The sequence below is a fragment of the Variovorax sp. NFACC27 genome, from assembly GCF_048301545.1.
Taxonomy (GTDB): Bacteria; Pseudomonadota; Gammaproteobacteria; order Burkholderiales; family Burkholderiaceae_C; genus Variovorax; species Variovorax gossypii.
The window spans coordinates 897,004-921,366 of the sequence record NZ_CP157613.1 but is presented as its reverse complement, the minus strand read 5'-3'; the positions used below and the strand labels follow the sequence as shown (position 1 = coordinate 921,366).

General features: G+C 68.9%; 23 protein-coding genes. 16 read left to right on the top strand and 7 right to left on the bottom strand.

Annotation, left to right across the window (positions count from 1 at the left end; genetic code table 11):
- The first annotated feature begins 130 nt into the window (after window positions 1-130).
- The 9 genes from ABL840_RS04175 to ABL840_RS04135 all read left to right on the top strand — a co-directional run bounded on the left by ABL840_RS04175 (window position 131) and on the right by ABL840_RS04135 (window position 10,254).
- A complete protein-coding gene (locus tag ABL840_RS04175; RefSeq protein ID WP_093301740.1) occupies window positions 131-613 on the top strand; it encodes an MSMEG_0572/Sll0783 family nitrogen starvation response protein in 483 nt (160 codons plus the stop codon).
- Window positions 614-627: 14 nt separating this feature from the next.
- Complete coding sequence (locus ABL840_RS04170) at window positions 628-1,680, top strand: Nit6803 family nitrilase (protein ID WP_093204301.1); 1,053 nt, start codon at window positions 628-630, stop codon at window positions 1,678-1,680.
- The gene (locus tag ABL840_RS04165; protein ID WP_093204299.1) at window positions 1,643-2,725 is read left to right on the top strand and encodes an MSMEG_0568 family radical SAM protein; all 1,083 of its coding nucleotides are present in this window, start codon (window positions 1,643-1,645) and stop codon (window positions 2,723-2,725) included. The genes ABL840_RS04170 and ABL840_RS04165 overlap by 38 nt, the downstream gene beginning before the upstream one ends.
- A gap of 2 nt (window positions 2,726-2,727) precedes the next feature.
- The gene (locus tag ABL840_RS04160; RefSeq protein ID WP_093301738.1) at window positions 2,728-3,300 is read left to right on the top strand and encodes an MSMEG_0567/Sll0786 family nitrogen starvation N-acetyltransferase; all 573 of its coding nucleotides are present in this window, start codon (window positions 2,728-2,730) and stop codon (window positions 3,298-3,300) included.
- Window positions 3,297-4,301 (top strand): sll0787 family AIR synthase-like protein, encoded by a 1,005-nt coding sequence (locus ABL840_RS04155; protein WP_093301737.1) that lies wholly within the window; start codon window positions 3,297-3,299, stop codon window positions 4,299-4,301. The genes ABL840_RS04160 and ABL840_RS04155 overlap by 4 nt, the downstream gene beginning before the upstream one ends.
- The gene (locus tag ABL840_RS04150) at window positions 4,294-5,475 is read left to right on the top strand and encodes an MSMEG_0565 family glycosyltransferase (RefSeq protein ID WP_093301736.1); all 1,182 of its coding nucleotides are present in this window, start codon (window positions 4,294-4,296) and stop codon (window positions 5,473-5,475) included. The genes ABL840_RS04155 and ABL840_RS04150 overlap by 8 nt, the downstream gene beginning before the upstream one ends.
- Window positions 5,466-5,750: an MSMEG_0570 family nitrogen starvation response protein gene (locus ABL840_RS04145; RefSeq protein WP_093301734.1), complete on the top strand. Its 285-nt coding sequence runs from the start codon at window positions 5,466-5,468 to the stop codon at window positions 5,748-5,750. The genes ABL840_RS04150 and ABL840_RS04145 overlap by 10 nt, the downstream gene beginning before the upstream one ends.
- 36 nt (window positions 5,751-5,786) lie before the next feature.
- The gene (locus ABL840_RS04140; protein WP_418116197.1) at window positions 5,787-7,100 is read left to right on the top strand and encodes an MSMEG_0569 family flavin-dependent oxidoreductase; all 1,314 of its coding nucleotides are present in this window, start codon (window positions 5,787-5,789) and stop codon (window positions 7,098-7,100) included.
- A gap of 190 nt (window positions 7,101-7,290) precedes the next feature.
- A complete protein-coding gene (locus ABL840_RS04135) occupies window positions 7,291-10,254 on the top strand; it encodes a GH92 family glycosyl hydrolase (protein WP_093301733.1) in 2,964 nt (987 codons plus the stop codon).
- A 35-nt stretch (window positions 10,255-10,289) separates the two neighbouring features.
- On the opposite strand, the gene ABL840_RS04130 is transcribed toward ABL840_RS04135, so the two are convergent.
- Complete coding sequence (locus ABL840_RS04130) at window positions 10,290-11,009, bottom strand: response regulator transcription factor (RefSeq protein ID WP_093204182.1); 720 nt, start codon at window positions 11,007-11,009, stop codon at window positions 10,290-10,292.
- Window positions 11,010-11,252: 243 nt separating this feature from the next.
- On the opposite strand from ABL840_RS04130, the gene ABL840_RS04125 reads away from it, so the two are divergent.
- Window positions 11,253-12,599, top strand: a complete 1,347-nt coding sequence (locus tag ABL840_RS04125; protein ID WP_093301731.1) for a DotU family type IV/VI secretion system protein — start codon at window positions 11,253-11,255, stop codon at window positions 12,597-12,599.
- A complete protein-coding gene (locus ABL840_RS04120; protein ID WP_093301730.1) occupies window positions 12,596-13,696 on the top strand; it encodes a type VI secretion system protein in 1,101 nt (366 codons plus the stop codon). The genes ABL840_RS04125 and ABL840_RS04120 overlap by 4 nt, the downstream gene beginning before the upstream one ends.
- Before the next feature lie 42 nt (window positions 13,697-13,738).
- On the opposite strand, the gene tssJ is transcribed toward ABL840_RS04120, so the two are convergent.
- Window positions 13,739-14,125: a type VI secretion system lipoprotein TssJ gene (gene tssJ, locus ABL840_RS04115; protein WP_418116196.1), complete on the bottom strand. Its 387-nt coding sequence runs from the start codon at window positions 14,123-14,125 to the stop codon at window positions 13,739-13,741.
- Between the two features lie 197 nt (window positions 14,126-14,322).
- Here tssJ and tssA point away from each other — a divergent pair, with 197 nt between their 5' ends.
- The 5 genes from tssA to ABL840_RS04090 all read left to right on the top strand — a co-directional run bounded on the left by tssA (window position 14,323) and on the right by ABL840_RS04090 (window position 18,750).
- A complete protein-coding gene (gene tssA, locus ABL840_RS04110; protein ID WP_093301728.1) occupies window positions 14,323-15,360 on the top strand; it encodes a type VI secretion system protein TssA in 1,038 nt (345 codons plus the stop codon).
- A 61-nt stretch (window positions 15,361-15,421) separates the two neighbouring features.
- The gene (gene tssB / locus ABL840_RS04105) at window positions 15,422-15,940 is read left to right on the top strand and encodes a type VI secretion system contractile sheath small subunit (protein ID WP_093204169.1); all 519 of its coding nucleotides are present in this window, start codon (window positions 15,422-15,424) and stop codon (window positions 15,938-15,940) included.
- A gap of 46 nt (window positions 15,941-15,986) precedes the next feature.
- Window positions 15,987-17,483: a type VI secretion system contractile sheath large subunit gene (tssC, locus tag ABL840_RS04100; protein ID WP_093204167.1), complete on the top strand. Its 1,497-nt coding sequence runs from the start codon at window positions 15,987-15,989 to the stop codon at window positions 17,481-17,483.
- Window positions 17,484-17,649: 166 nt separating this feature from the next.
- Window positions 17,650-18,129 (top strand): Hcp family type VI secretion system effector, encoded by a 480-nt coding sequence (locus ABL840_RS04095; RefSeq protein ID WP_093204164.1) that lies wholly within the window; start codon window positions 17,650-17,652, stop codon window positions 18,127-18,129.
- Window positions 18,130-18,210: 81 nt separating this feature from the next.
- Complete coding sequence (locus tag ABL840_RS04090; RefSeq protein ID WP_093204162.1) at window positions 18,211-18,750, top strand: peptidoglycan-binding domain-containing protein; 540 nt, start codon at window positions 18,211-18,213, stop codon at window positions 18,748-18,750.
- Between the two features lie 74 nt (window positions 18,751-18,824).
- On the opposite strand, the gene ABL840_RS04085 is transcribed toward ABL840_RS04090, so the two are convergent.
- The 5 genes from ABL840_RS04085 to ABL840_RS04065 all read right to left on the bottom strand — a co-directional run bounded on the left by ABL840_RS04085 (window position 18,825) and on the right by ABL840_RS04065 (window position 24,362).
- Window positions 18,825-19,619 (bottom strand): PP2C family protein-serine/threonine phosphatase, encoded by a 795-nt coding sequence (locus tag ABL840_RS04085; protein WP_093204159.1) that lies wholly within the window; start codon window positions 19,617-19,619, stop codon window positions 18,825-18,827.
- An 83-nt stretch (window positions 19,620-19,702) separates the two neighbouring features.
- A complete protein-coding gene (gene tagH / locus ABL840_RS04080) occupies window positions 19,703-21,412 on the bottom strand; it encodes a type VI secretion system-associated FHA domain protein TagH (protein WP_093301727.1) in 1,710 nt (569 codons plus the stop codon).
- Window positions 21,413-21,500: 88 nt separating this feature from the next.
- On the bottom strand, window positions 21,501-22,760 hold the full coding sequence (locus ABL840_RS04075) for a TIGR02270 family protein (protein ID WP_093301725.1): 1,260 nt from the start codon (window positions 22,758-22,760) through the stop codon (window positions 21,501-21,503).
- 11 nt (window positions 22,761-22,771) lie between these two features.
- Entirely contained in the window at window positions 22,772-23,482 is a 711-nt protein-coding gene (locus tag ABL840_RS04070; RefSeq protein WP_093445743.1) for a hypothetical protein, read from the bottom strand.
- A complete protein-coding gene (locus tag ABL840_RS04065) occupies window positions 23,454-24,362 on the bottom strand; it encodes a type VI immunity family protein (RefSeq protein WP_093301722.1) in 909 nt (302 codons plus the stop codon). Before ABL840_RS04065 ends, ABL840_RS04070 begins: the two co-directional genes overlap by 29 nt.
- Window position 24,363: the final 1 nt, after the last annotated feature.

Genomic DNA, 24,363 nt, shown 5'->3' with positions numbered 1-24,363 from the left:
GTGCGCGCGGCCCGCGCCGCCGCGCATTGATCGCGCATTGATCGCACGCGCCCCGCGAGCCGCTGGCACATCGCCTGCGAAGAGAAGGGCACGCAGCTCCTGCGTACCCACCACCCAACCGGAGTACCCCATGCCCAAAGTCACCCGCCCCCGCAACGAAAAAGGCGAGTTCCTCGTCGACTACGAAGAGAAGGTGTTCGAAGACGTCAAGGCCGAGCCCGGCGAGAAGGCGCTCGTCACCTTCCACACCGTGGCCTTCGAAGGCTCCATCGGCTTCGTGAACCTGCTGCAGGCCACGCGGCTCAAGCGCAAGGGCTACGAGACCTCCGTCCTGCTGTACGGCCCCGGCGTGACGCTGGGCGTGCAGCGCGGCTTTCCCACGCTGGGCGACGAGGCCTTCCCGGGCCACCAGAACTTCAACAAGCAGATCGCCAAGTTCATCGAGGAAGGCGGCAAGGTGTATGCCTGCCGCTTCGCGCTGCAGGCGCTCTACGGCCACGGCGAAGGCGCGCTGATCGAGGGCATCACGCCGATCAACCCGCTCGACGTGCTCGACCTCGTGCTGCTGCACAAGAAGGCCGGCGCGGTGGTCATCGACACCTGGACCCTGTGAGCGAAGGCGCGGCGATGGCTTCCACACCCCATGTCGTGCGGGCCGCGGCGATCCAGATCGCGCCCGACTTCGAGCGGCCCGAGGGCACGCTGGAGCGCGTGTGCGGCGCCATCGACGCGGCCGCCGCGAAGGGCGCGCAGATCGCGGTCTTTCCCGAGACCTTCGTGCCCTACTACCCCTACTTCAGCTTCGTGCTGCCGCCGGTTCTGCAGGGCGCGCCGCACCTGCGGCTGGCCGAGCGCGCGGTGGTCGTGCCCGGCCCGGTCACGCAGGCGGTGGCCGAGCGGGCCCGCGCGCGCGGCATGGTGGTGGTGCTCGGCGTGAACGAGCGCGACCATGGCAGCCTCTACAACACGCAGCTGGTGTTCGACGCCGACGGCACGCTGGCGCTCAAGCGCCGCAAGATCACGCCGACCTATCACGAGCGCATGGTCTGGGGCATGGGCGACGGCGCCGGCCTCAAGGTGGTCGATACCGCCGTCGGACGCGTCGGCGCGCTGGCCTGCTGGGAGCACTACAACCCGCTCGCGCGCTACAGCCTGATGGCGCAGCACGAGCAGATCCACTGCGCGCAGTTTCCCGGCTCGCTGGTCGGCCCGATCTTCGCGGAACAGATGGAAGTGACCATCCGCCACCACGCGCTGGAGTCGGGCTGCTTCGTGATCAACGCCACCGGCTGGCTGACCGACGAGCAGATCCGCTCGGTCACGCCCGACGCCAACCTGCAGAAGGCGCTGCGCGGCGGCTGCCACACGGCCATCGTCTCGCCCGAGGGAAAACACCTCGCGCCGCCGCTCACCGAGGGCGAAGGCATGGTGATCGCCGATCTCGACATGGCGCTGATCGCCAAGCGCAAGCGAATGATGGATTCGGTCGGCCACTACGCACGGCCGGAACTGCTGTCGCTCGCCATCAACGACCGGCCCGCGCAGACCACCGTGCCGATGCACCCCACGCAACCCCTTGTTCAACGGAGCCCCGACCATGACGACACCCACGACGACGCAGCCGCAGGACAGCCGGCAGCTGATGACAGAGCTCCAGTCCTTCGGGTTGCGGCTGGTTGACCCTTCGGCCGGCGTCTCTAGCCGCCGCGGCGGCGCGGGCCCCTCGGACCACAAGGCCGTGACGGTGGACGGCCACACGATCATGGTGCCGGTCCACACCTCCACCGCCTGGCACTCGCCCTTCACCGCCGAGGCTCCCGACGCCGCCGGCGTGAGCCGAGTGATGCGCGGCAGCATTCCCATTGCGAGCATCAGCTTTCCGAAGCAGCCGCGCTTCTACGCGATGCAGACCTTCGACGGCGTGCCCTACTCGCACATCGCCACGCTGCACGGCAGCGACGTGCTCGCCACCACCGTGCTGCAGACCTGCATCCGCTACGAGAGCCGCAGGAAGAGCTGCAAGTTCTGCGCGATCGGCCAGTCGCTCGCGGCAGGCCGCACCGTCGCGCGCAAGACGCCCGAGCAGCTCGCAGAGGTGGCGCGCGCCGCCGTGCTGCTCGACGGCGTGAAGCACATGGTGATGACCACCGGCACGCCCAACGCCACCGACCGCGGCGCGGCCGTGCTGTGCGAGAGCGCCTTCGCCATCAAGGCCGCTGTGGACATTCCCATCCAGGGCCAGTGCGAGCCGCCCGACGACGACCAGTGGTTCCACCGCATGAAGGCCGCAGGCATCGACACCCTGGGCATGCACCTCGAGGTGGTCACGCCCGAGGTTCGCGAACGCATCATGCCGGGCAAGGCCAGCGTGCCGGTCTCGCGCTACATGAGCGCCTTCGAGGCTGCCGTGGGCGTGTTCGGGCGCGGGCAGGTCAGCACCTACATCCTGGCCGGGCTGGGCGACACGCGCGAGGCCATCCTCGACACCTGCGACCAGCTGCTGGCGCGCGGCGTCTATCCCTTCGTGGTGCCCTTCGTGCCGATCAGCGGCACGCCGCTGGAAGACCACCCCGCCCCCACGCCCGAGTTCATGAAGTCGCTGCTCGCGCCGCTGGGCGAGCGCGTGGTGGCGGCGGGCCTGCGCTCGGCCGACATCAAGGCCGGCTGCGGCAAGTGCGGTGCGTGCTCGTCGCTCTCCATATACGAAAAAGAAAGCGAAAGCTGAACATGCTGTGCATCGACGACCTCTGCGAGATGCGCGAACGGATGGGCGACCACTACGCGCCCGTCGAATACCTGGTACGCGAAGCCGCACAGCAGTGGGAGCGCGACGAGGCCATGGCGCTGCGCCGCGCGGTGTTCTGCATCGAGCAGGGCATCTTCGCGCGCGACGACCGCGACGCCGTCGACGACCATGCGCGGCTGCTGGTGGCCATGTCGTGCAACGGCGGCATGCCCGAGCAGGTGGTGGGCACGGTGCGCATCCATCGCGGCCAGGGCGACGGTGAGTGGTGGGGCTCGCGGCTGGCCGTGCATCCCGCCTTCCGCAGCCAGGGACACCTGGGCGCGACGCTGATCCGGCTCGCCGTGTCGCGCGCCAACGCGCTGGGCTGCAAGGTCTTTCTCGCGCAGGTGCAGATGCAAAACGTGCCGCTGTTCCAGAAGCTCGGCTGGGCTGTGCTCGAGGAGACCGACGTGCACGGCCGTCCGCATGCGCGCATGCAGGCCGACCTCGGCCGGTATCCCCCCTGCCACGACCCGGTGAGCGGCTTCGTCACGCGCGCCAAGGTGATGTCATGACCAACGCCGGCGAGATTGCCGAAGCCCTGCGAGCCACGCGCGGCTTCGCCCACAAGCGCGACATCGGCGACGTGATGTCGGCGCTGGGCCGCTCGCTGCCCGGCGGCCATGCCGCGCTCGCGCAGGCCGTTCCCGTGGGGGACGACTGCGCCGCCATTCCCGACGGCCACGGCGGCTACCTGCTCTTCGCCATCGAGGGGCTGGTGGAGGACTTCATCGTGCGCATGCCCTGGTTCGCGGGCTACTGCGGCGTGATGGTCAACGTGAGCGACATCTATGCGATGGGCGGGCGCCCCACCGCGGTGGTCGACGCGCTGTGGAGCAACGGCATGACCCCGGCCGACGACGTGCTGCGCGGCATGGCCGAGGCCGCCGTGCGCTACGGCGTGCCCATCGTCGGCGGGCACAGCAACAACCGCAGCGAGCGGCCGCAACTGGCGGTGGCCATCCTCGGCCATGCCCGCCGGCTGCTGACCAGCTTCGACGCGAAGCCGGGCGACCTGCTCGTGATGGCAGCCGACCTGCGCGGCGCCTACGAAGAGCCGTTCCCGTACTGGAACGCGTCGACCCGCGCACCCGCCGCGCGGCTGCGGACCGACCTGGAGCTGCTGCCGTCCATCGCGGAGGACGGCCTGTGCTGCGCCGCCAAGGACATCAGCATGGCCGGCGCGGTGGGCACGGCCATGATGCTGCTCGAATGCTCGGGCACCGGCGCCCGCATCGACCTCGACGCGATTCCGCGGCCCGACGGCGTGCCGCTGCTGCGCTGGCTGTCCTCGTTCCCGAGCTACGGCTTCGTGCTGAGCGTGGCGCCCGCCCAGGTGGCACCGGTGCTGGCCCGGTTCGCGGCGCGCGACATCGCGTGCGGCGTGATCGGCGAGGTCGACGCGACCCGGCAGGTGCGGCTGCGCGCGTCAGGCGAGGAGGCTCTGCTGTGGGACTTCGGCAGCGACGCCTTCATCCAGCCCGCCGCCGACACGCACGAGGCGACGTATGTCTGACCGCCCCCTGCGCATCGCCTTGCTCACGCACTCGGTCAACCCGCGCGGCGGCGTGGTGCACACGCTCGAACTCGCGACCGCGCTGCACGAGGCCGGCCATGCGGTGACAGTGCTCGCGCCCGCCGCGCCGGGGCAGCGGCTGTTCCGCACGCCGCCCTGCGCCGTCGAACTGGTGCCGGTGCACGGCGCGCCTCGCGACACGGTGGAGATGGTGCGCTCGCGCATCGCGGCCTTCGTGCGGCACCTGCGCGGACTGCTGCGGCACGAGCGCTTCGACGTGCTGCACACGCACGACTCCATCGGCGGCAATGCGCTCGCCCAGCTGCGCGACGCGGGCGACATCGACGGCTTCGTGCGCACCGTGCATCACCTCGACACCTTCGACGTGCCGCAGCTCACGCAATGGCAGCACACGGCATTCGCGAGCGCGAGCCGGGTGCTGTGCGTGAGCCGCCTGTGGTGCGATCACCTGGCGCGCGAATACGGCATCGCGGCGCACGAAGTGCCCAACGGCGTGGACACGACGCGCTTCTCGCCGCAAGCGCAGCCGGCCGATGCGGCGCTGGCGCATCGCCTCGGCATCCGACCCGACGCGCCCGTGGTGCTCGCCCTGGGCGGCGTCGAGGAGCGCAAGAACACTGCGCGGCTGCTCTCGGCCTTCGCGCTGCTGCGCGCCACGCATTCGCGGGCGCAGCTGGTCATCGCCGGCGGCGCGAGCCTGCTCGATCACTCGGCCTATGCACAGGAATTCCGGGCCCTGATGCAGGCACTCGGCTTCGACGAAGGCCCGTTGCAACCGGTGCGGTTGACCGGGCCCCTGCCCGACGAAGACATCCCCGCGCTCTACCGGCTGGCGGACGTGGTCGCGATGCCGTCGCTGCGCGAGGGCTTCGGGCTGGTGGTGCTCGAAGGGCTGGCGAGCGGCGCGCCGGTGGTCGCCTCGCGCATCGCCCCGTTCACCGAGTACCTGACCGAGGACGACGTGAGCTGGGCCGATCCGCTCGACGCCGACTCCATCGCCGCTGCCCTGCGGCATGCGCTCTCGACGCGCGACCCGCAACGCATTGCGCACTCGGCCTCGAGGCTGGCCCAGCGCTTCAGCTGGCAGGCCAGCGCCGCGCGCCACGTGGCGCTGTACCGCGCCGCCATGCAGGAGACCGAAGCATGCCCGTGATGCACTTCCACGTGCGCTGGCCCGACGCCAGCGAGACCCGCTGCTATTCGCCATCGCTCGTGGTGCGCGACCACCTCGAGCCCGGCCGGCACTACCGGCTCGACGAGTTTCTGCAACGCACGCGCGAGGCGCTGGGCATCGCCTCGGAGCGGGTGCGCGCCAAGTACGGCTTCGCGTGCTCGCAGGCGATGGACCAGCTCGCCGAGATCGAAAGCATCGCCGCTCGCTTCGGCGAAACCGCGGACGCCCAGGTCACCGTCGTCGCCTTCGACTGACCTCTCCCCATATCCAGAGAACGAAAGAAGCACCCCATGTCACATCCTTATGGCGGACGCAGCCACTACAGCGTCGTCATCGTCGGCGGCGGCCAGGCCGGACTGTCGCTGAGCCACTGCCTGCAGCAGCGCGGCATCGACCATCTCGTGATCGAGAAGCGCAGCCTCGTGCACACCTGGCGCACGCAGCGCTGGGACTCGTTCTGCCTCGTCACGCCCAACTGGCAGTGCCAGCTGCCGGGCTGGGGCTACATCGGCAGCGATCCGCACGGCTTCATGGTCAAGAACCAGATCAACGAATGGCTCGCGGGCTTCGTCGAGCACGTGAAAGCGCCGGCCATCGAAGGCGTGACGGTGGAACGCGTCGCGCGCGATGGTGAACGCGAGCGCTTCAGCGTACAGACCGACGCCGGTCTCTACACCGCCGACCAGGTGGTGGTGGCCTCGGGCGGCTACCACCGCCCCATCGTGCCGCGCCTTGCCGAGAAGCTGCCGGCGGGCGTCGCGCAGTTCCATTCCGCCCAGTACCGCAACCCGGCGCAACTGCCCGAGGGTGCCGTGCTGGTGGTGGGCTGCGGCCAGTCGGGCGCGCAGATCGCCGAAGACCTGCACCTGGCCGGCCGCAAGGTCCACCTGGCCACCGGCAACGCACCGCGGTGCGCGCGCTTCTACCGCGGCCGCGAAGTGGTCGACTGGCTCGCCGACATGAAGTACTACGACATGCCGGTCACCGAGCATCCGCTGCGCGAGGGCGTGCGCGACAACACCAACCATTACGTGACGGGCCGCGACGGCGGCCGCGACATCGACCTGCGGCGCTTCGCGCTCGAGGGCATGGAGCTCTACGGCCTGCTGAGCGGCTTCGACGAGGGCGGCTTCGAGTTCCAGCCCAACCTGCGCGACAACCTCGACCAGGCCGACGACACCTACAACCGCATCAACGCATCGATCGACAGGCACATCGCCGCGCAGGGCATCGGGGCACCGCCCCCTTCTGTCTACACGCCGGTGTGGGAGCCGAAGGAAGAGCGCACGCGGCTCGACCTCGCGGCCGCGGGCATCGCCAGCGTGGTCTGGTGCATCGGCTTCTCGCCCGATTTCGCCTGGGTCGACGCACCGGTGTTCAACGGGCGCGGCGCGCCGGTGCACCTGCGCGGCGTGACGAACGAGCCGGGGCTGTATTTCCTCGGGCTGCCATGGCTGCACACATGGGGGTCGGGGCGCTTCTCGGGCGTGGCGCGCGACGCCGAATTCCTGGCGGAAGCCATTGCGCAGCGGAAGGAAGGCAAGGAGGGCTTGCACGACGGTACCGGCGGCGCCGCGCCGCATCCCGAGTTGCGCGCGGCCTAGGGCCTGTTCACACTATTTCCGCGGCGCTTCGTCTCCCTTCTTCCAGCGCCTTCCAACGCACCCCGGCGCACGCTTGTTGCGTTGGCAACGCCGTATTGCTTGCGGGAAAGCACAGGCACGGTCCGCTCGACGTCTCCCTAGACTGCATCGCGCAACGCGAAGCGATTGCAGCAAGAAGGGAGACGACCTGATGAGCACTCGAAGACTGTGCCGGCTTGCGCTGGGCATGGGGGTTTCGTTGCTGGCCGCCTGCGGCGGCAGCGGCGGCGGATCGAACAATGCGCTCCTGCCATTGCCCGGATCCACGAACAACGGAACCACCGGAGCACTCGTTCCCTCGCCGGCGGATGCCGGCAACCCCGCGACGGCTCCGGCGTCGACGGGCGGCGATCCGGCGGTGCCGTTCGTCAAGCAGTCTCTCGCCGACTACGTGAACACCATGCGAGGGGCCAACTCCAGCGGCGACTTCACGCGAGGCAACACCTTCCCCGCCATCGCCGTGCCGTTCGGATTCAACTTCTGGACGCCGGTCAACCGCGACGACAACAACTGGTTCTACCAGTTCCACACGAGCACCGGAGAGGCCTCCGACGGTTCGCCCATCACCACGATCCAGTCCTTCGCGACGGTGCACGAGCCCAGCCCGTGGATCGGCAACCGGCAGTCGCTGTCGATCATGCCGATCGACGACGTGAACGCCACCGCCCCGTGGAACCGCGCCCAGACCTACTCGCGCGCAACGCAGGTCGCGCATGCGCACTACTACAGCGTGACCTTCGACAACGGCATCAAGACCGAGATCACGCCGACGGACCACGCGGCCTACTTCCGGTTCACGGTGCCGGCCTCGGCGACCACCGCCACGGTGCTGTTCGATCGGTTCGCCGGGGAAGGATCAGGCAGCCTGAGCGTGGACACGAACGCCAGCACCGTATCGGGAACGGTGAACAACAACGGCGACAAGAACGCGCCGCTCATGTACTTCCATGCGAAGTTCGACGCCCCCATCACGGCCTCGAAGAACATCGACACAGGAAGCATCAAGAGCTGGGTTCAGTTCGCGACGCCGGGCACCGGGAAGACCGTGGGCATGAAGATCGCCACCTCCTTCATCAGCATCGAGCAGGCGAAGGACAACCTGGCGCAGGAGATCGGCGACAAGGGCTTCGACGACATCCGGCTGCTGGCCGCCGCCGCGTGGGACGACAAGCTCAACACCGTCCAGGTGGAAGGCGGCGCCGACGACGCGAAGACACCCGATGCCGTGAAGGCTTTCGAGGACAGGAAGGTCACGCTCTACTCGAACATGTACCGGGCCTTCCTCTACCCGAACTCCGCGTGGGAGAACGTGCGCGACCCTGCAACCGGCAAGGGCACGGCGACCTACATGAGCCCGTACATCCAGGGCACGCCCAAAAGGCAGGGAAAGATCTGGGTCAACAACGGCTTCTGGGACACCTACCGGACCACCTGGCCGCTCTATTCGCTGCTCGTTCCGACCCAGGCGGGCGAGATGCTGGACGGTTTCGTCAACGCCTACAAGGACGGCGGCTGGGTGCCGCGCTGGTCGGGCCCCGACTACCGCGACAGCATGGTCGCCACCAGCTCCGACGTGATCTTCGCCGACGCCTACCTCAAGGGCGTGCGCAACTTCGACGTCGATTCGGCCTACGCGTCGATGCTGCGCAACGCCTCGGTCAACAGCACCGACGGCAGCAAGGGGCGCAAGAACATGAACCAGTCCGTCTTCCACGGCTACGTGCCCTCGGACGCGATGTCGCGCGAGAGCGTGGCCTGGTCGCTCGAAGCGAACCTCAACGACTTCGGCATCGCGCAGATGGCCAAGGCGCTCGGCAAGCCCGACGACTACGCCTACTTCATCGACCGCGCCCTGAACTACACGCGCCTCTTCTCCGACCAGGGCACGGGCGCCTGGGCCGGCAAGTGGTTCCGCGAGAAGGACAGCGCCGGCAGGTGGACCGACGACGGCAACAGGCCCGACGACTGGGGCTACGGCTACACCGAAGGCAACGCGTGGTCGTACCAGTTCCTCGCCCCGCAGGACGGCCAGGGCCTGGCCAACCTGCACGGCGGCCGCGCGCAGCTCAAGGCCAGCCTAGACACCTTCTTCTCGGCGCCCACCTACCTGTCGCCCGGCAGCTACTGGACGGTGATCCACGAGATCAAGGAAGCCCACGCGGTCAGCGTGCTGGCCAGGGTCGGCCAGTACCAGCACTCGAACCAGCCGGTGCATCACTCGATCTACATGTACAACTACGCCGGGGCTCCGGCGCAGGGACAGAAGTACCTGCGCGACGTGATGAGCAAGCTCTACAGCGCCGGGTTCGACGGCAACGGCGTTCCCGACGGCAGCGGCTACATCGGCGACGAGGACAACGGCGAGCAGTCGGCCTGGTACGTGTTCAGCGCCATGGGCTTCTATCCGGTGAGCATGGGGCGGCCCGAGTACGCGATCGGCGCGCCCTACTTCCCGAAGATGGTCGTGAACCTGGAAAACGGCAAGCGCATCGTCATCACCGCGCCGGGCGTGAGCGACATCAACCGCTACGTGCAGGGCCTGCGACTGAACGGCCAGCCCATCACGCGCAGCTACCTGCTGCACAAGGAGATCGCCGACGGAGCGACGCTGGAGTTCGCCATGGGCGCGCAACCCTCGTCATGGGGCACGGGCGAGAACGACGTGCCGGCCTCGATCACGCAGGGCAACGCGAAGCCGGCACCGCTGCAGTCGCTGCTGCCGACGGGCACGTACACGGTGTCGTCGAGCACGACAGGCCAGTCGGGCAACCTGTACGACCGCGACTCCGACACCGCCTGGCAGAGCGCATCGGCCAACGCGTGGATCGAGGCCGACGCCGCCGCGGGCCAGCCAGCCAGCGTGCCCAGGATCTACACACTGACCTCGGGCACGCAGGGCGCGGATCAGGACCCGAAGAGCTGGAAGCTCAAGGCCTCGAAGGACGGAGCCACCTGGGTGACGCTGGACGAGCGAAGGAACGAGAGCTTCCAGTGGCGCCAGCAGACCCGCCCGTTCGCGCTGAAGGCAGGTACCGAGTCCTACAGCAGGTACAGGATCGAGTTCGACAACACGGGCACGATGACCGTGTCCGAGTTCGAACTGCTGGTGCAGTGAAGAAAAGGAAGAGGAGCCAGAAGGCGCAGGGCCTATCAGGCCTGCTGGGCCTCGGTCAATGCCTGCGCCGCCACCACTGCCTCGGTGCGGTTGCGCACGTTGAGCGCCCGGAAGATGGCCGCAAGGTGGATCTTCACCGTGCCTTCGCTGATGCCCAGGCTGCGCCCGATGAGCTTGTTGGGCTTGCCCTGCGACAGCAGCTGCAGCACCTCGACCTGCCGCTCGGTGAGCACGCTGCGCAGGTGCTCCAGCGTCTGGGTGCCGCCACCGCCGCTGCTGCTGGCGCCGCCGGCAGCACCGCCGCCGCGCACCAGCGCTTCGGCGCCCGCCTGCGGTGCCATGCCCGCTACCATGCCCGGCGGCAGCGCCGTCAGCATCATCGGCGGCACGTACACGCCGCCGGCCAGCACCAGGCGCACGGCCGAGAGCATCACGTCGGGGGAGTAGGCCTTGGGTATGAATCCGAGCACGCCGCGCTCGAGCGCGCTGCGCATGATGGCCGGGTCTTCGTAGCCCGACAGCACGATCACCGGCACCGCCGGATGGCGCTGGCGGATCTGGTCGATGTGGGCCTGGCCATCGGCACCGGGCATGTTGAGGTCGATCAGGGCCAGGTCGAGGTCGTCGGTGGCCCCGGCAAGCAATTCGTCGACGCTCATCGCCAGGACGAATTCGATGCCGGGCTCCAGCTCCGACAGCTTGGCTTTGACCGCCTCGATGACGAGCCGGTGGTCGTCGGCGATCAGTATTTTCATGATGTCTTTTCCCCGTGTCCCAGCGTGCAACGCACGGCAGACGCTGAAGATACCGGCGAATGCCCCGCGCAGCAAGGCCGGCGGCCCCACCAAAGGCATAGACCCCAAGCGATATGGCGCCCGCCGCAAGCACTTTGAAAGAATGAGCGCCTACTCGAAGGAACCGGGGACATGGGCATGTGCCATCGCTGCAGACGCCGGTGCAAGGCATCCTTCGCAACCCTCGACTGAGCGGGCCCGTCCATGGCCCGCCTCCTCGACTGCTTCTCCACCCTCATCTCGTCCGGCCTCTCACTGGACGCCGCCATCGCGGCCGGCGCCCCGCTGCCGTCGCTCGACGGCGCGCAGCAGCAGTTCCGCCAGCAGCTCGACGCGGCACGCGCCGCCGCGGAGGCATCGGGCACGCCCGCGGCGCAGATCGAGTCGGCCGCCTTCGCGATGGTGGCCTGGATCGACGAGATCCTCGCGCGCCACCCCGACGCCGCCACGGTCGCGGGTACCGGGGCGGGCGCGGCGGCCCCGCTGCAGGTCCAGCTCTTCAACTCGAACAACGCCCACAGCGAGTTCTTCCATCACCTGTCGGCGCTGGGTGCCGGCGACGACGCGGTGCGCGAGGTGTACTGGCACGCGCTGGCTCTGGGCTTCAAGGGCCAGTACTACTTCGAGGAAGGCGACCAGGGCGAACTGGGCAAGCTGAAGGACCTGCACAGCCGCCAGCTCCTGCTGCGCCCGCTCTCGACGGGCAGCCTGGTGCAGGACCGCATCGCGCCGCAGCCCTACGAGGTGGCCGACCCGCGCGGTCCCAACGACACGCGCCGGCGCGACCGCACGCTGCTGCTCAGCGGCGCCGCGCTGGCGCTCGCCCTGCCCCTGCTGTACATGCTGTGGCTATGGTCCGGCGGCCCGCCGACGGCCGACACCGGCCTGGCCCAGCGCATCGAGCAGCACCTGCAGACCTTCGCCTGCGCCGACCTCACGGCCAGCGTGGACCGCGACGGCCACACGCGGGTCACCGGCTTCGTCTCGCTGCCCGGCGACCTGCCGCGCGTGGAGCATGAGGTGAGCGCCCTGCCCGGCGTGAAGGCGCCGCGCTTCGACATCGGGCTGCGCGTGTGGCCGCACTGCGAGGTGTTCGCCATCCTCAAGCCCTACCAGACGCGCAACAGCGAGAAGGCCTACGGGCTGGACGTGAGCGCCCCCACGGCCCGCGACGGCAAGCTGCGCGAGGGCGACAACGTGCGCATGCAGGTCGTCGCGCCGCGGCACGACAGCTACATCTGGGTCGACTATTACACCGTCGACGGCTCGGTCATGCACCTCAACGCGGGCCAGCAGCCCACCCGGCTGCACTCGGGCGAAACGCTGGAGATCGGCCGCGACATCCCCTCGAGCTGGCTCGTGAGCCCACCCTTCGGCAGCGTGCTCGTCACGGTGCTGTCGTCGCCCACCCCGCTCAGCGAGGCATCCGACCGGCCGCCCTTCGAGCTCGCCTCGGCCTACCTGCTGCGGCTGCGCGAGTCGCTCGCGGCCAGCAAGAACAGCGACCGGCTGATCGCCGACTTCGTATTCCTGGAGACCGTTCCGCGATGAGCGCGCTGCTGCTGTCGCCCGCTCACCGCTTCTGGCTGCTGCTGTCGCTGTGCCTGCTGGGCTTCGGCCTGCTGTATGCGGTGGTGCGCGACGCGGGGCGCGGCGCGCGGCGGCGCGGGCTGCAGAAGCGCATCGCGGCGCTCGGCTGGCCCGCTGCCGGCGCGGACGAGGCCGCCATCGGTGCGCTGAGGGAAGGCATGGCACAGGCGCAGCAGGCCATGCGCCGCGCGCACTGGGCGAAGTCCGCTGCGCCGGTGCCGTGGTTCCTGTGCTTCGGCGACAGGGCGGCCAACCTGCCGGGCCTGTTCGCGACGGCGCACGGCGAACGCGCGGACGCGCCTTCATCCCCCGACGGCGCATGGTGGCGCTGGTGGCTGACGCCGCGGCTGGTGGCCGTCGAGGTCGATTCCACCGCCGCCGGCGACACCGCCGGTGCGCCACGGTCGCGCGGCCTGTGGCTGCACTCGCTGCTCGCGCTGGCCGAGCGGCGCGACCGGCTGCCGCTCAACGGACTCGTGGTGGGCGTGGCAGCCGCAGACCTGCTGGAGGCCGACGCGGCGGAGCTGAAGTCCCTGGCCGCGCAAACGCGCCGCCTGCTCGACGAAGCCAGCGACACCCTGCGCCTGCAGATGCCTACCTACCTCGTCGTGACCGGCCTGGAGCGGCTCGCGGGCTACGAGACCCTGCACGGGGCGCTGCCGCCCGAAGTGCTGGCGCAGGCACTGGGGCACCGGCTGACCGACCCTTCGGCATTCATCGAGACGCCGGCCGGCGAACGGCTGGACGCGGTGTTCGACCCGCTCGCGCAACAGCTGCACGCACTGCGCATGGCGCTGCTGCGCGAACAGCCCGGCGCTACCGGCCGGCTCGCGATCCATGAATTCGTGGAGGCCGTGCGTGCGCTGCGGCCCGGCCTGCGCGAGTTCGCGCAGGTGCTGTTCGAGAACCACGGCCGGAATTCGCGCGCCCCGCGCTGGCGCGGCCTCTATCTCACGGCCGCCGCGTCGGATGCCGTCGGCGGCGCCTTCGTGAACGACCTGTTCGAGCGCTTCCTGCCCGTCGACCAGCCGCTGGTGCGGCCGGGACGGCCGTCGTGATCGGGAGCGAGGCGGACGCGGCCGCTACGGCCGCTGCGGCTGCTACTTGCTGTCGACGCGCATCGCGCGCGCGCCGAAGGTCACGTCGAGCGCCTGCGCCTTGCCGGTGACCACGGGGCGCACTTCGCGCCAGCGTGCGCGATCGAGGTCGCGGTAGGCCGCCATCACGCCCATCGACTTCGCGTCGGGCGGCAGGTTGAAGTCGAGCTTCTTCGTCTCGCCGGGCCGCAGCAGCACTTCTTCGCGCTGCACGAGCTCGGCGCCGAGCGTGGCCTGGTCCTTCTCGAAGAGCGAGAAGAAGTCGGAGCCTTCGAACGGGCCCGGCGACTTCAATGCATACACGCGCACCGTGAGCGGCGATGCGCGGCCGCGCGCGTCGGGGTTGGCGTCGGCGCCGGCGGTGAGCGTGACGGCCACAGTGGTGACCACGGGCTTCGCCGCGCAACCCGCGAGCAGAAGACCGGCTCCAGCAAGGCCAAGAACGGCGATGTGGCGCCGCGTTACTGCGGCAGGGAGGCCCTCATAGGACGAATGGTGTGTACCCAGCGTGCGCATGCTATTCCCTTCGTTGCATTGACCGGTCAAGACGCATCTTTGATTATCACCAGCGAACTCGAACAGGCAACATGCTGAACAACGAACTCGCTGCAACACTGCTCGCGCCCATCGGCGATGCATCGCCGTGCGGCGACGATCTCGAGTACGACGCGGACTTCATGGCACTGGTCGCGGACGCGCAGGGCAAGCCCGAGCAGCAGTTCGGCGACACGGTGATCCCCGCTGTCGAGCCCGAGTGGCGCGAGGTCGGCGAGAAGGCCGAAGGCATTCTTCGCCGCAGCAAGGACGTGCGCGCCGCCGTGCTGCTGCTGCGCGCCTCCACCCGCATGCAGGGCGTGGAAGGCTTCGCCGCCGGGCTGCGGCTGCTCAACGGTTTGCTCGACACATTCTGGGACGGCATACATCCAAAGCTGGATGCCGACGACGACAACGACCCGACGATGCGCCTGAACGCGCTCGCACCGCTGACCGACGAGGCCATGGGCCTGCGCGACCTGTATGAGGCGCAGGTCGGCGTCGCGCGGGGCGTGGGCCCGATCCGCGTGCGCGACATCGCCATCGCCCACAACACGCTCACGGCCGTCGGCGGCGAAGCCACCTACTCGATGGCGCAGGTGCAAGGCGGCCTGGAGACAATCCAGTCCGAACGACCCGATGCGATCCAGGCCGCGCTGGGCGTGCTCGCGCTGGTGGACCAGCTCAGGAAGCTCATCGCAGACCGCACCGGCCGCGCCGATGCGTTCGACTTCGACCCGCTGCGCTCCATCGCCCGCGTGCTGCAGAAGGCATGCGCCTCCGCCAGCGGCGCGTCGGCCGAGGCGTCGGCGGACGAAGCCTCCGGCGCGGCGGACACCCAGCCCGATGGCGCTGCCGCGGCTCGCCCCGCCGCCGCGCGCGGCGAGATCCAGAGCCGCCAGGACGCCGTGCAGATGCTCGACCGCGTGATCCGCTATCTCGAGCAGGCCGAGCCCGGCAACCCTGCGCCGCTGCTGATCGAGCGCGCCAAGAAGCTCATCGGCGTGAGCTTCCTCGAAATCATGGCCAACCTCGCGCCGAACGCGATGGACACCATCGAAACGGTCACGGGCCGCCGTCCTTCCGAGTAGGCCCCGACCACTTCCCTATCCGCCTCATCCGCCCCCATTCACACCCGCAAGGAGCATCTCCATGGCCAAGAGCAGTCAGAAATTCATCGCCCGCAACCGGGCGCCCCGGGTCCAGATCGAGTACGACGTGGAGCTCTACGGGGCGGAGAAGAAGGTGCAGTTGCCCTTCGTGATGGGCGTGCTGGCCGATCTCTCCGGCAAGCCGGCAGACCCGCTCGCACCGGTGGCCGACCGCAAGTTCCTGGAGATCGACATCGACAACTTCGACTCGCGCATGAAGGCCATGAAGCCGCGCGCGGCCTTCGCGGTGGAGAACTCGCTCACCGGGGAAGGCGACCTGAAGGTGGAGCTCACCTTCGAGAACATGGAAGACTTTTCGCCCGCCGCCGTGGCGCGCAAGGTCGGCGCGCTCAACAAGCTGCTGGAGGCGCGCACGCAGCTTTCGAACCTCGTCACCTACATGGACGGCAAGGGCGGCGCCGAGGAACTGCTGGCCAAGGTGCTCGAGGACCCGGCCCTGCTGCAGACCCTGGCCGCGAGCAAGAAACCCGAAGACGGCGGCGCCACGCCCGCCGCCTGACGACACCCATCCGACCGCCACACAGGATCACGAGGAGTAAACAACCATGGCCACCGAAGCACTCGAACAGAGCGCGCTGAAAGATGTCGCGTACGCGGGCAGCGACTTTTCATCGCTGCTGCAGAAGGAATTCAAGCCGCGCAGCGACGAAGCCAAGAGCGCCGTCGAAGCCGCGGTGCTCACGCTGGCGCAGCAGGCGCTGGCCAACACCACCGTCATCGGCAAGGACGTGACCAAGTCGATCCAGGCCATGATCGCCGCGATCGACGCCAAGCTCACCGACCAGGTGAACAAGATCATCCACCACCCCGACTACCAGAAGCTCGAGAGTGCGTGGCGCGGCCTGCACTACATGGTGAACAACACCGAGACCGACGAGAACCTCAAGATCCGCGTGATGGACATCTCCAAGCAGGAGCTGGCCAAGAACCTGAAGAAATTCAAGGGCGCGGCCTGGGACCAGAGCCCGATGTTCAAGAAGATCTACGAGCAGGAATACGGCCAGTTCGGCGGCGAGCCCTTCGGCGCGCTGGTGGGCGACTACCACTTCGACCAGAGCCCGCCCGACGTGGAGCTGCTCGGCGAGATGGCCAAGATCGCCGCCTCGGCGCACGCCCCCTTCATCACCGGCGCCAGCCCCAACCTGATGCAGATGGAGTCGTGGCAGGAGCTCGCCAACCCGCGCGACCTGACCAAGATCTTCTCCACCCCAGAGTACGCCGGCTGGCGCAGCCTGCGCGAGTCGGACGACTCCAAGTACATCGGCCTGTGCATGCCGCGCTTCCTGGCGCGCACGCCCTACGGCGCCAACACCAACCCGGTGGAGGAGTTCGACTTCGAGGAAGACACCGCCGGCGCCGACCACAACAAGTACGCCTGGGCCAACGCGGCCTACGCGATGGCGACCAACATCAACCGCTCGTACAAGCTCTACGGCTGGGGTTCGCGCATCCGCGGCATCGAGTCGGGCGGCGCGGTGGAGAACCTGCCGCTGCACACCTTCCCGAGCGACGACGGCGGCGTGGACCAGAAGTGCCCCACCGAGATCGCCATCAGCGACCGCCGCGAGGCCGAGCTCTCGAAGGCCGGGCTGCTGTCGATGATCCACCGCAAGAACTCCGACTTCGCGGCCTTCATCGGCGCCCAGTCGCTGAACAAGCCGGCCGAGTACGACGACCCGGACGCCACGGCCAACGCCAACCTGGCGGCGCGCCTGCCCTACCTCTTCGCCTGCAACCGCTTCGCGCACTACCTCAAGTGCATCGTGCGGGACAAGATCGGCAGCTTCAAGGAGCGCGAGGACATGCAGCGCTGGCTCAACAAGTGGATCATGAACTACGTGGACGGCGACCCCGCCAACTCCTCGGAGATCACCAAGTCGCAGAAGCCCCTGGCCGCCGCCGAGGTGGTCGTGGAGGAAGTGGAAGGCAACCCGGGCTACTACACCTCCAAGTTCTTCCTGCGCCCGCACTACCAGCTCGAAGGCCTCACGGTTTCGCTGCGCCTGGTATCGAAGCTGCCCTCGGCCAAGGGCGGTGCGTGAAAACCTGAAAAAACGGGCCGGACTTTCTTGAAATTCCGGCTCCCGTTTCGTTCTATCAACAGCTGCCACATACCGGTCTTGCCAGCAAGCCGGCGGCAGCCCAAGCATCCGTCTCGATCATCAACAGCAACCGCCCGAACGCAATCGGGTTCCAAGGAGTAGGAACATGTCTTCTGACTTTCACATCAAGCTCGACGGCGTCAAGGGCGAGTCTTCCCACAAGGACCACAAGGACGAGATCGAGATCTCGTCGTGGACCTGGAACGTGAGCAACGCCTCGGGCGCCGGCTCCGGCGGCGGTTCGGGCAAGGGCAAGGCCACCCCCGGCGAGTTCCACTTCACGCACACCTACGACAAGGCATCCCCGGTGCTGGCCAAGAACTGCGTGAGCGGCAAGCACTTCAAGGACATGGTCCTGACCTGCCGCAAGTCGGGCGAAGGCCAGCAGGAGTACCTCAAGGTCACGCTCAAGGAAGTCTTCATCGCCATGGTCGGCCCCGGCGGCGCGCAGGGCGGCGACGTGCAGGAACAGGTGTCGTGCTCGTTCAAGGACATCGAGTTCGCCTACAAGGCCCAGGACGACAAGGGCGCGGCCGGCGGCGAAGTCAAGTTCGGCTGGAACGTCGCGACCACCGAGACCCGCTGACGGACGACGGACCCGCGGGGCACGGCATCGGGCGCGCCAGTGCCCGGTGCGGTTTCCACGCGTCCTCACCGGAGCAATGCAATGGCATTCAGCACCCCACTCATCGGCACCAGCGGCGCGCTGCTCACCGCCTACAACATCGACTGGTCGGTAGGCCGGATCGGTTCCAACACGCGTGAAGACGTGATGCTGGTACAGGCGCTGTTCAAGATCTTCTACTACGAGCTGCTGGGCTTCAACCACGACCTGGACCCGCCCCCGGGCCAGACCGAGGTGATCGTCGTGGACGGCTACTACGGGCCGATCACGCAGAAGCACATCACGCACTTCCAGACGCAGGCGATCGCGCTCGGACAGAAGGTCCTGCCGGACGGCATCTTCGATCCGTTCCGCGAGCCCGGCGCGTCCAGCACGCTGAGCAAGACGCGCTACGCGCTCGACCTGCTCAACAACGGCTGCGCCAACTGCTGCAAGGAACAGGGCATCGACAACTACACCAACCTGCCCAACCGTCAGGACATGCCGCAGCTGCTGCGCAGCGCGCTGAAGAAGGTGAAGAAGACGGCGAGCAAGTACACCTACGTCGCGCCCCAGACCGTGCCCAGCACGGGCGGTGCCTGAGCAGCGCAGTTGCCTCACCCGCAAGAAAGGGCCCCTCGGGGCCCTTTCTCTTTTGCCGGCCGGGAAGAGAGAGGTCAGGAGTCGGTCGATGCGACGTTCTCTGGCATCAGCCGCGTCACGTCGTCGCCGTCGTCCTCGATCACCCACAGCGTGAGCGCCGTGTAGTTGTCGTGGCCCGGCTTGGCGTTGGCCTTGACCTGCGCGTCGATCAGCTCGGTCCACTGGCTGGGCGTGCGCGAGGCGTGCAGCGTGTCGATCAGGCATTCGTCGCCCAGCGGCTCCCACACGCCGTCGCTGCACAGCAGCAGCACGTCGCCGGGCAGCAGGCGCATGCGCTCCGACACCGCGATGTCGGGCGCCTCCTCGATCGATCCCAGCGCCGACAGCAGCATGTTGCGCTGAGGGTGCAGCCGCGCGCCCTCCTCGTCGAGCATGCCGCCGGCCACCATCTGCTGCACCAGACTGTGGTCGGTGGTGCGCGCCACGATGGCGCCGCCGCGGAACAGGTAGGCGCGGCTGTCGCCGCTGTGCACCCAGGCGAGCGCCTGGCTCTCGAGGTCGATGGCCGCGAACACGATGGTCGATCGCATGCCCGCGAGCTTGCCACCCTCGGCCTGGCGCGCCACCACGTCGCGGTTGGCCTGCTCCACGAGACCGCGCAGCGTGGCCTCGTCCAGCCCCGGCGCGACCGCGAAGCCGGCGAGCATGCTGCCGCGCGCAGTGGCCGCCGCCACGTCGCCGCCGCCATGGCCGCCCGCGCCGTCGGCCACGAGACAGGCGACGAAGCGCTCGTCGTGCCAGTGGCCGTGCACGTCCTCGTTGTAGTTGCGGCCTCCCTGCCGGGAGAGCGTGACGATTTCGATTTCCAAGCGGGGTGCCTCGCGAGTGCTGGGGTTGTGTTGTCTTTGTGTTGCCTGCCTGTCAGCTGCTCTGCTCTTCTTCTTTTTTCTCGTCAGGCGTCGGACCTCAGGCGCGCCATCTGCTCCTCGTAGGCCTCGAGGAAGGCCTTGCCGAAGAGACTGTGGAAGTCGTCCTCCGCCTCGCTCGCGATGCCGCCGTAGAGCGACACGAACTGGTCCCACAGCTTGGCCTTGCGGTTGGCGCTGAAGAGCGCGTCGAGCGCCGTCTTCGCGCTGATCTTCTTCTCCAGCTCCGCCGGCTCGAAGCGCGCGATGACATGGGCCAGCGCCGCGCGCATGCCCACCATCACGCCGAACTGGTGCGCGCGCAGGTCGTTGAAGGCATCGCGCATCGCGGCCTCGGGCGGCATGAAGCCGCGCACGCCGGGGCCCAGCAGGTGCGCAAGCGCCACCTCCACCGTGGGCGAGAACTTCAGCGGGTTGTTGGCCTGCGCCGCGATCATCGTGACCTCGGCGCGCACCTCGCGCTTGAACTCCTGGCGCGTGAGCAGCAGCTGCAGCGTGCCCTCGGTGGCGCTGCGCAGCATCGAGCCGATGCGCTCCATCAGGCCGGGCGTGAGCATCTCGGGCGGCTGGTGCGTGCTCGCGAGGCCACGCAGGAAGGCCGCGAGCAGCTCGTCGTCGCTGGCCATGCGCTCGGGCGGAGGTGCCGCCGGGCGCGGAGCCGGCGCGGGAGCAACGACCGCCGGCGCCGGAGGCCGCAGCGGCTCCAGCGGCTTGCCGGAACCTTCAGGCCCGCTGATGCGGATCGGCTGGCCGGTCATGTCGTCGAATTGCGCGGTCGGCATGACTGGCGCAGGCGCGGGGACAGGGGCTGGCGACATCACCGGCGGCTTCGGCGGCTCGACGGCCTTCGGCGGCGTGAAGCCGAACTGGTCGATGGGCAGATGGTCGGGGCGCGGCGTGGGCGTTGGAGGCGCCGCCTGCTGCAGGGCCGCCAGCGGATCGGCGTTGGACGCGGTGTTCGGCTGCAGCAGCGGATCGGCCAGCGGCGACAGCGCGAGCGGATCGCCGCCGATGCCGCCACCGCCGCCACCCATGCCGCCGAACAGCTCGTCGATGTTCGCAGCCTTGCCGTGCGCGGGCGGCGCGCCGAGATCGGAGAAGTCGTCGAGGGCCCCCAGGCCGGCCACCGGCGCCGACGACGGCGTGGGCCCCAGCAGGTTGGCGAAGGGATCGACCTGCGAGGCCTGCACGTTGCGCGAACCGCTTTCCATCGGGTCGGGGAAGAGCAGCGAATCGGGCAGCGCGGCGGCGGGCGTGGAGGCGGCTGCGGCAGGCGCTGCAGCCCGCGGAGCCGGAGCAGGCGGCGGCGCGAGACCCGCGAGCAGGTCGGCAAAGGGATCGTCGCTCGTCGGCGTGGCCGCGGCAGGAGAGCTTCCCAGCACCGTCGCGGGAATGATCGGCGATGCCGGCGCGGCAGCAGCGGCTGCCGTCACGCGCACCGTGAGCTCGAAGCTGCCCACCACCAGCCGCGCACCATCGGTCAGCGCGGCCTCCTTGCCGGAGCCCAGCGACACACCGTTGCACTGCATCGGGTTGCTGCCCCGGTCGATCACGAAGTACTGCCCGTCGCGGCACAGCACCTGCGCATGCACGCGCGAGACCGTGCGGTCGGGGTCGTCGAGCACCAGCGTGTTGGTGTCGGCCCGGCCGATGGTGCCTCCGTTGGGCCCGAAGTCCGCCGAGATGGACTGGCCAGCCGGAGCGCCTTGCCGGGTGATGACAGCGATATGGATCATGAATCGGCCCCCGAAGGCTCTGTGCCTGAATGCGCCCGAACAAACTCGCAAGGAGTATTCATTCCGTGGGGCATGTTGGCAATCTCGCCTAAAGAGGTATGCCGTCGCCCAGCCAGCGCTGCTGGCGCCACGCCGGCGCGCTGGTGGCGAACAGGGGCGCACGCGCGTCGAGCAGCGCAAGGTGCAGCGCGGCGGCCACCCGCTGGCGCTGGAAGCCCTGGCTCAGCACGCCCTGGCAGCTGCTAGGCGAGACCGGCTGCCCCATGAAGAGTCGTCCTCCCGGGGCGAAGCGCGCGCCGTTCCGCTGCCACCACGCGCGCACCTTGTCGATGTCGGGCCAGGGCAAGGCGATGTCCTCGGGCAGCTCGACGTTGTCGTCGTCGGGATCGTCGGTAGGTCCGTCCTCGAAGCCGTCGGGCGGAGGAACCTCCATCTGCTCGATGTTGAAGTCCACGCCGGTAATGGTGACGAAGGCCTCGGCCGCGATGCGCGCCGTGGCCGGCTGCGCCATCTGCTCGATGAGCCAGGGCACGTAGCGCGCGTCGCCGATGAAACCCGAGCCGATGATGCGCAGGCGTTGCGCCTCGGGCAGCGCGGCGCTGTCGAGCAGCAGTGCGTGGCCCGGCACGACCTCCATCGCCTGCAGCGCGAGCTGGAACGCGCGCGGCTGGCGCGGTCCGCTCTTCAGCGCGAAGGCCGCGAGTACGTCGAGCGCCTGCGCCCGGTCGCCGAGCAGCACCGCCGCCCACGCGGCCCAGAAGCGCAGCTCGGGCTTGACCTCGCCGAGCAGCGACAGGGCCTGCGGCAACAGGTCGACACGGCCCAACTCGCCCGCCGCCCGAAGCGCGCGGACGCGCACGCTGTCGGGCGCACTCCCGAGCAGTTCGCCGAGCAACGGGCCCGGGTCGCGCCGATGCAGCGCGCAAGCCGCCACGCCCAGCTTCTGCTTCAACGGCGAGGCATCTTCGAGCAAGGCCCTGACGCGGCCGCCGAGATGCTTCGGCTCGACCCAGCCGAGCGCGGAGATCAGGCCGGGCACGACCTCGGGCAGGTCCTTCGCGCGCTCGACCAGGTCGTCGAAACGGCCATCGACAGCTTCGATGGCGAGCACGGCCGCAACGAAGAAATCCTCGGGGCCTTCGTTGTCGGTAAGGGCCAGCGCGTGCTGCCAGCCCTCGTCGCCGGCGACGCGCAGGCCGTCGATGTGGGCGGCGAGGCGCTCGTCGAGGTCGGTGAACTGCTGGAGCGAATAGTTGGGGGCGTGGACTGCGCTGGCGCGTTGCAGCCAGAGGAAGGAGACTTCGTCGGCGTGCTCGGCGACAACGGAAGTCAGTGTGTCGGAGTCCATGGAGCGAGTTCCTACTCGAAGTGCAGCCGCACGATGGGCAGTGTCTCGTGCCAGGCGCAGCAGAGGTTGACGATCAGACTCCATGCCCCGGCGTCAGCGTTATCCCAGATCCATTCGTGGTAGTGGATGGTGCGCGGATCGTTGAACATGGCTTGCGCGCCGCCGGCTTCCACTGGAACGTCGGGATCCAGAGGGTAGGCCGGCACGAGGGCATCCCACAACGCCAGGGAGGAGAGCAGCTGCTGGCCCACATCCGTGGGTACCGGATGCACGAATTCGATCTCCACCAGCAGAGCGTAGTTGCCGCCCATGTCCTCCGGGAACTCGACCTCGAACGGCGGAGATTCCGGCATCGCCGGACGCTCCCCGCTGTCGATCAGCAGGTCGAACTCGCGCTGCCCCAGAACGGCACGCGCGGACTGGACGAAGACGTCGCGGTGGCGCTCGTCCGCCAGCATGCCGGCCAGCACGCCCAGGGCTGTCACGGGCAGATCGTCGACTTCCACCCGGCCATGCACTGACGCGCCTGCGACGCGGAGTTCCAGCGGCGCCGAAGGGCGCAGCCTTGCGGGGAAGAAGAAGCCGGCGCCGATCCCATCGATGAAGTTGCGAAGCCGCTGCTGCGCCGCCTCGATCGCATCTGCGGGCCCCTGCGCCGGTGTCACCTCCAGCAGGAGCGGGCCGCTGTAGTGCTCAGACGAAGAAACGTCGGAACCACTCATAGGCGTCGTCTCCCTTCATGCCATCGACCGCGACCTCGTCGAGTGCCTCGTCGGGCGCCACGACGGGCGCCACCATGCGGCCGACGGCGTGGTAGACGGGCAGAGGATCCCGCCGATTCACATCCCCCAGTGCCGGCGCCTCTCCGGCGCGCAAGATCGCCCCGCCCGGCCCCAGTGGGAGCACGCTCACTTCCGCGGGTGCGTTCTGTGCCAGCGCCTTTCCTCCCCCCAACGCGGCCGTCAACTCTGGGCCGAGCAGGGTCAACCAGCTCACCACGGCCAGGCCCGCCTCGGAGGCATTCGCGACAGACAGCGGCTTGCCATAGCCAAGGCCCGGATGGCGTCGCAGCAAAGGCGCGGCCCAATCGCAGATCGCCCGGTCCACTGAAGGGTCGCGGTCCCACAGCAGCGAGTAGCCGCAATAGCCGCTCACCAACGGAAACTCGGCGAGCGCATCCTGGGCCAGCCGCACCACCTCGTCCGGGCTGTCACCCGACTCGACGGGCAGGACCATGCGGAACGCATAGCGCTGGGGTTCGAAGTTGCCCATCAACGATATGTCGATCGCCGGCGCGGCGATGTCGTGCGCGGTGGCGCCCGCATGCGCCTCGAATCCCAGCACCTTGGTCGCCAACATCGCGGGGTCGGAGAACCAGTGGCGCGGCCCCTCGAGTGCCTTGGGATCGAAGGGGCGGAAGCGCTTCATGTCGCCCGTGCGATAGACCGAGAGGCGACCGCCGAACGCATCGCAGAACACGCGCAGGAATCTCGCGAAACCGGCGCCGTCGGCGGGAACTCCGAACGAAAAGGCGACGAGCTCGAGACAAGGCACCGCCGCCACGCGCTCGTCGAACTTCAGGGTGAATTTCTCGGTATCCATC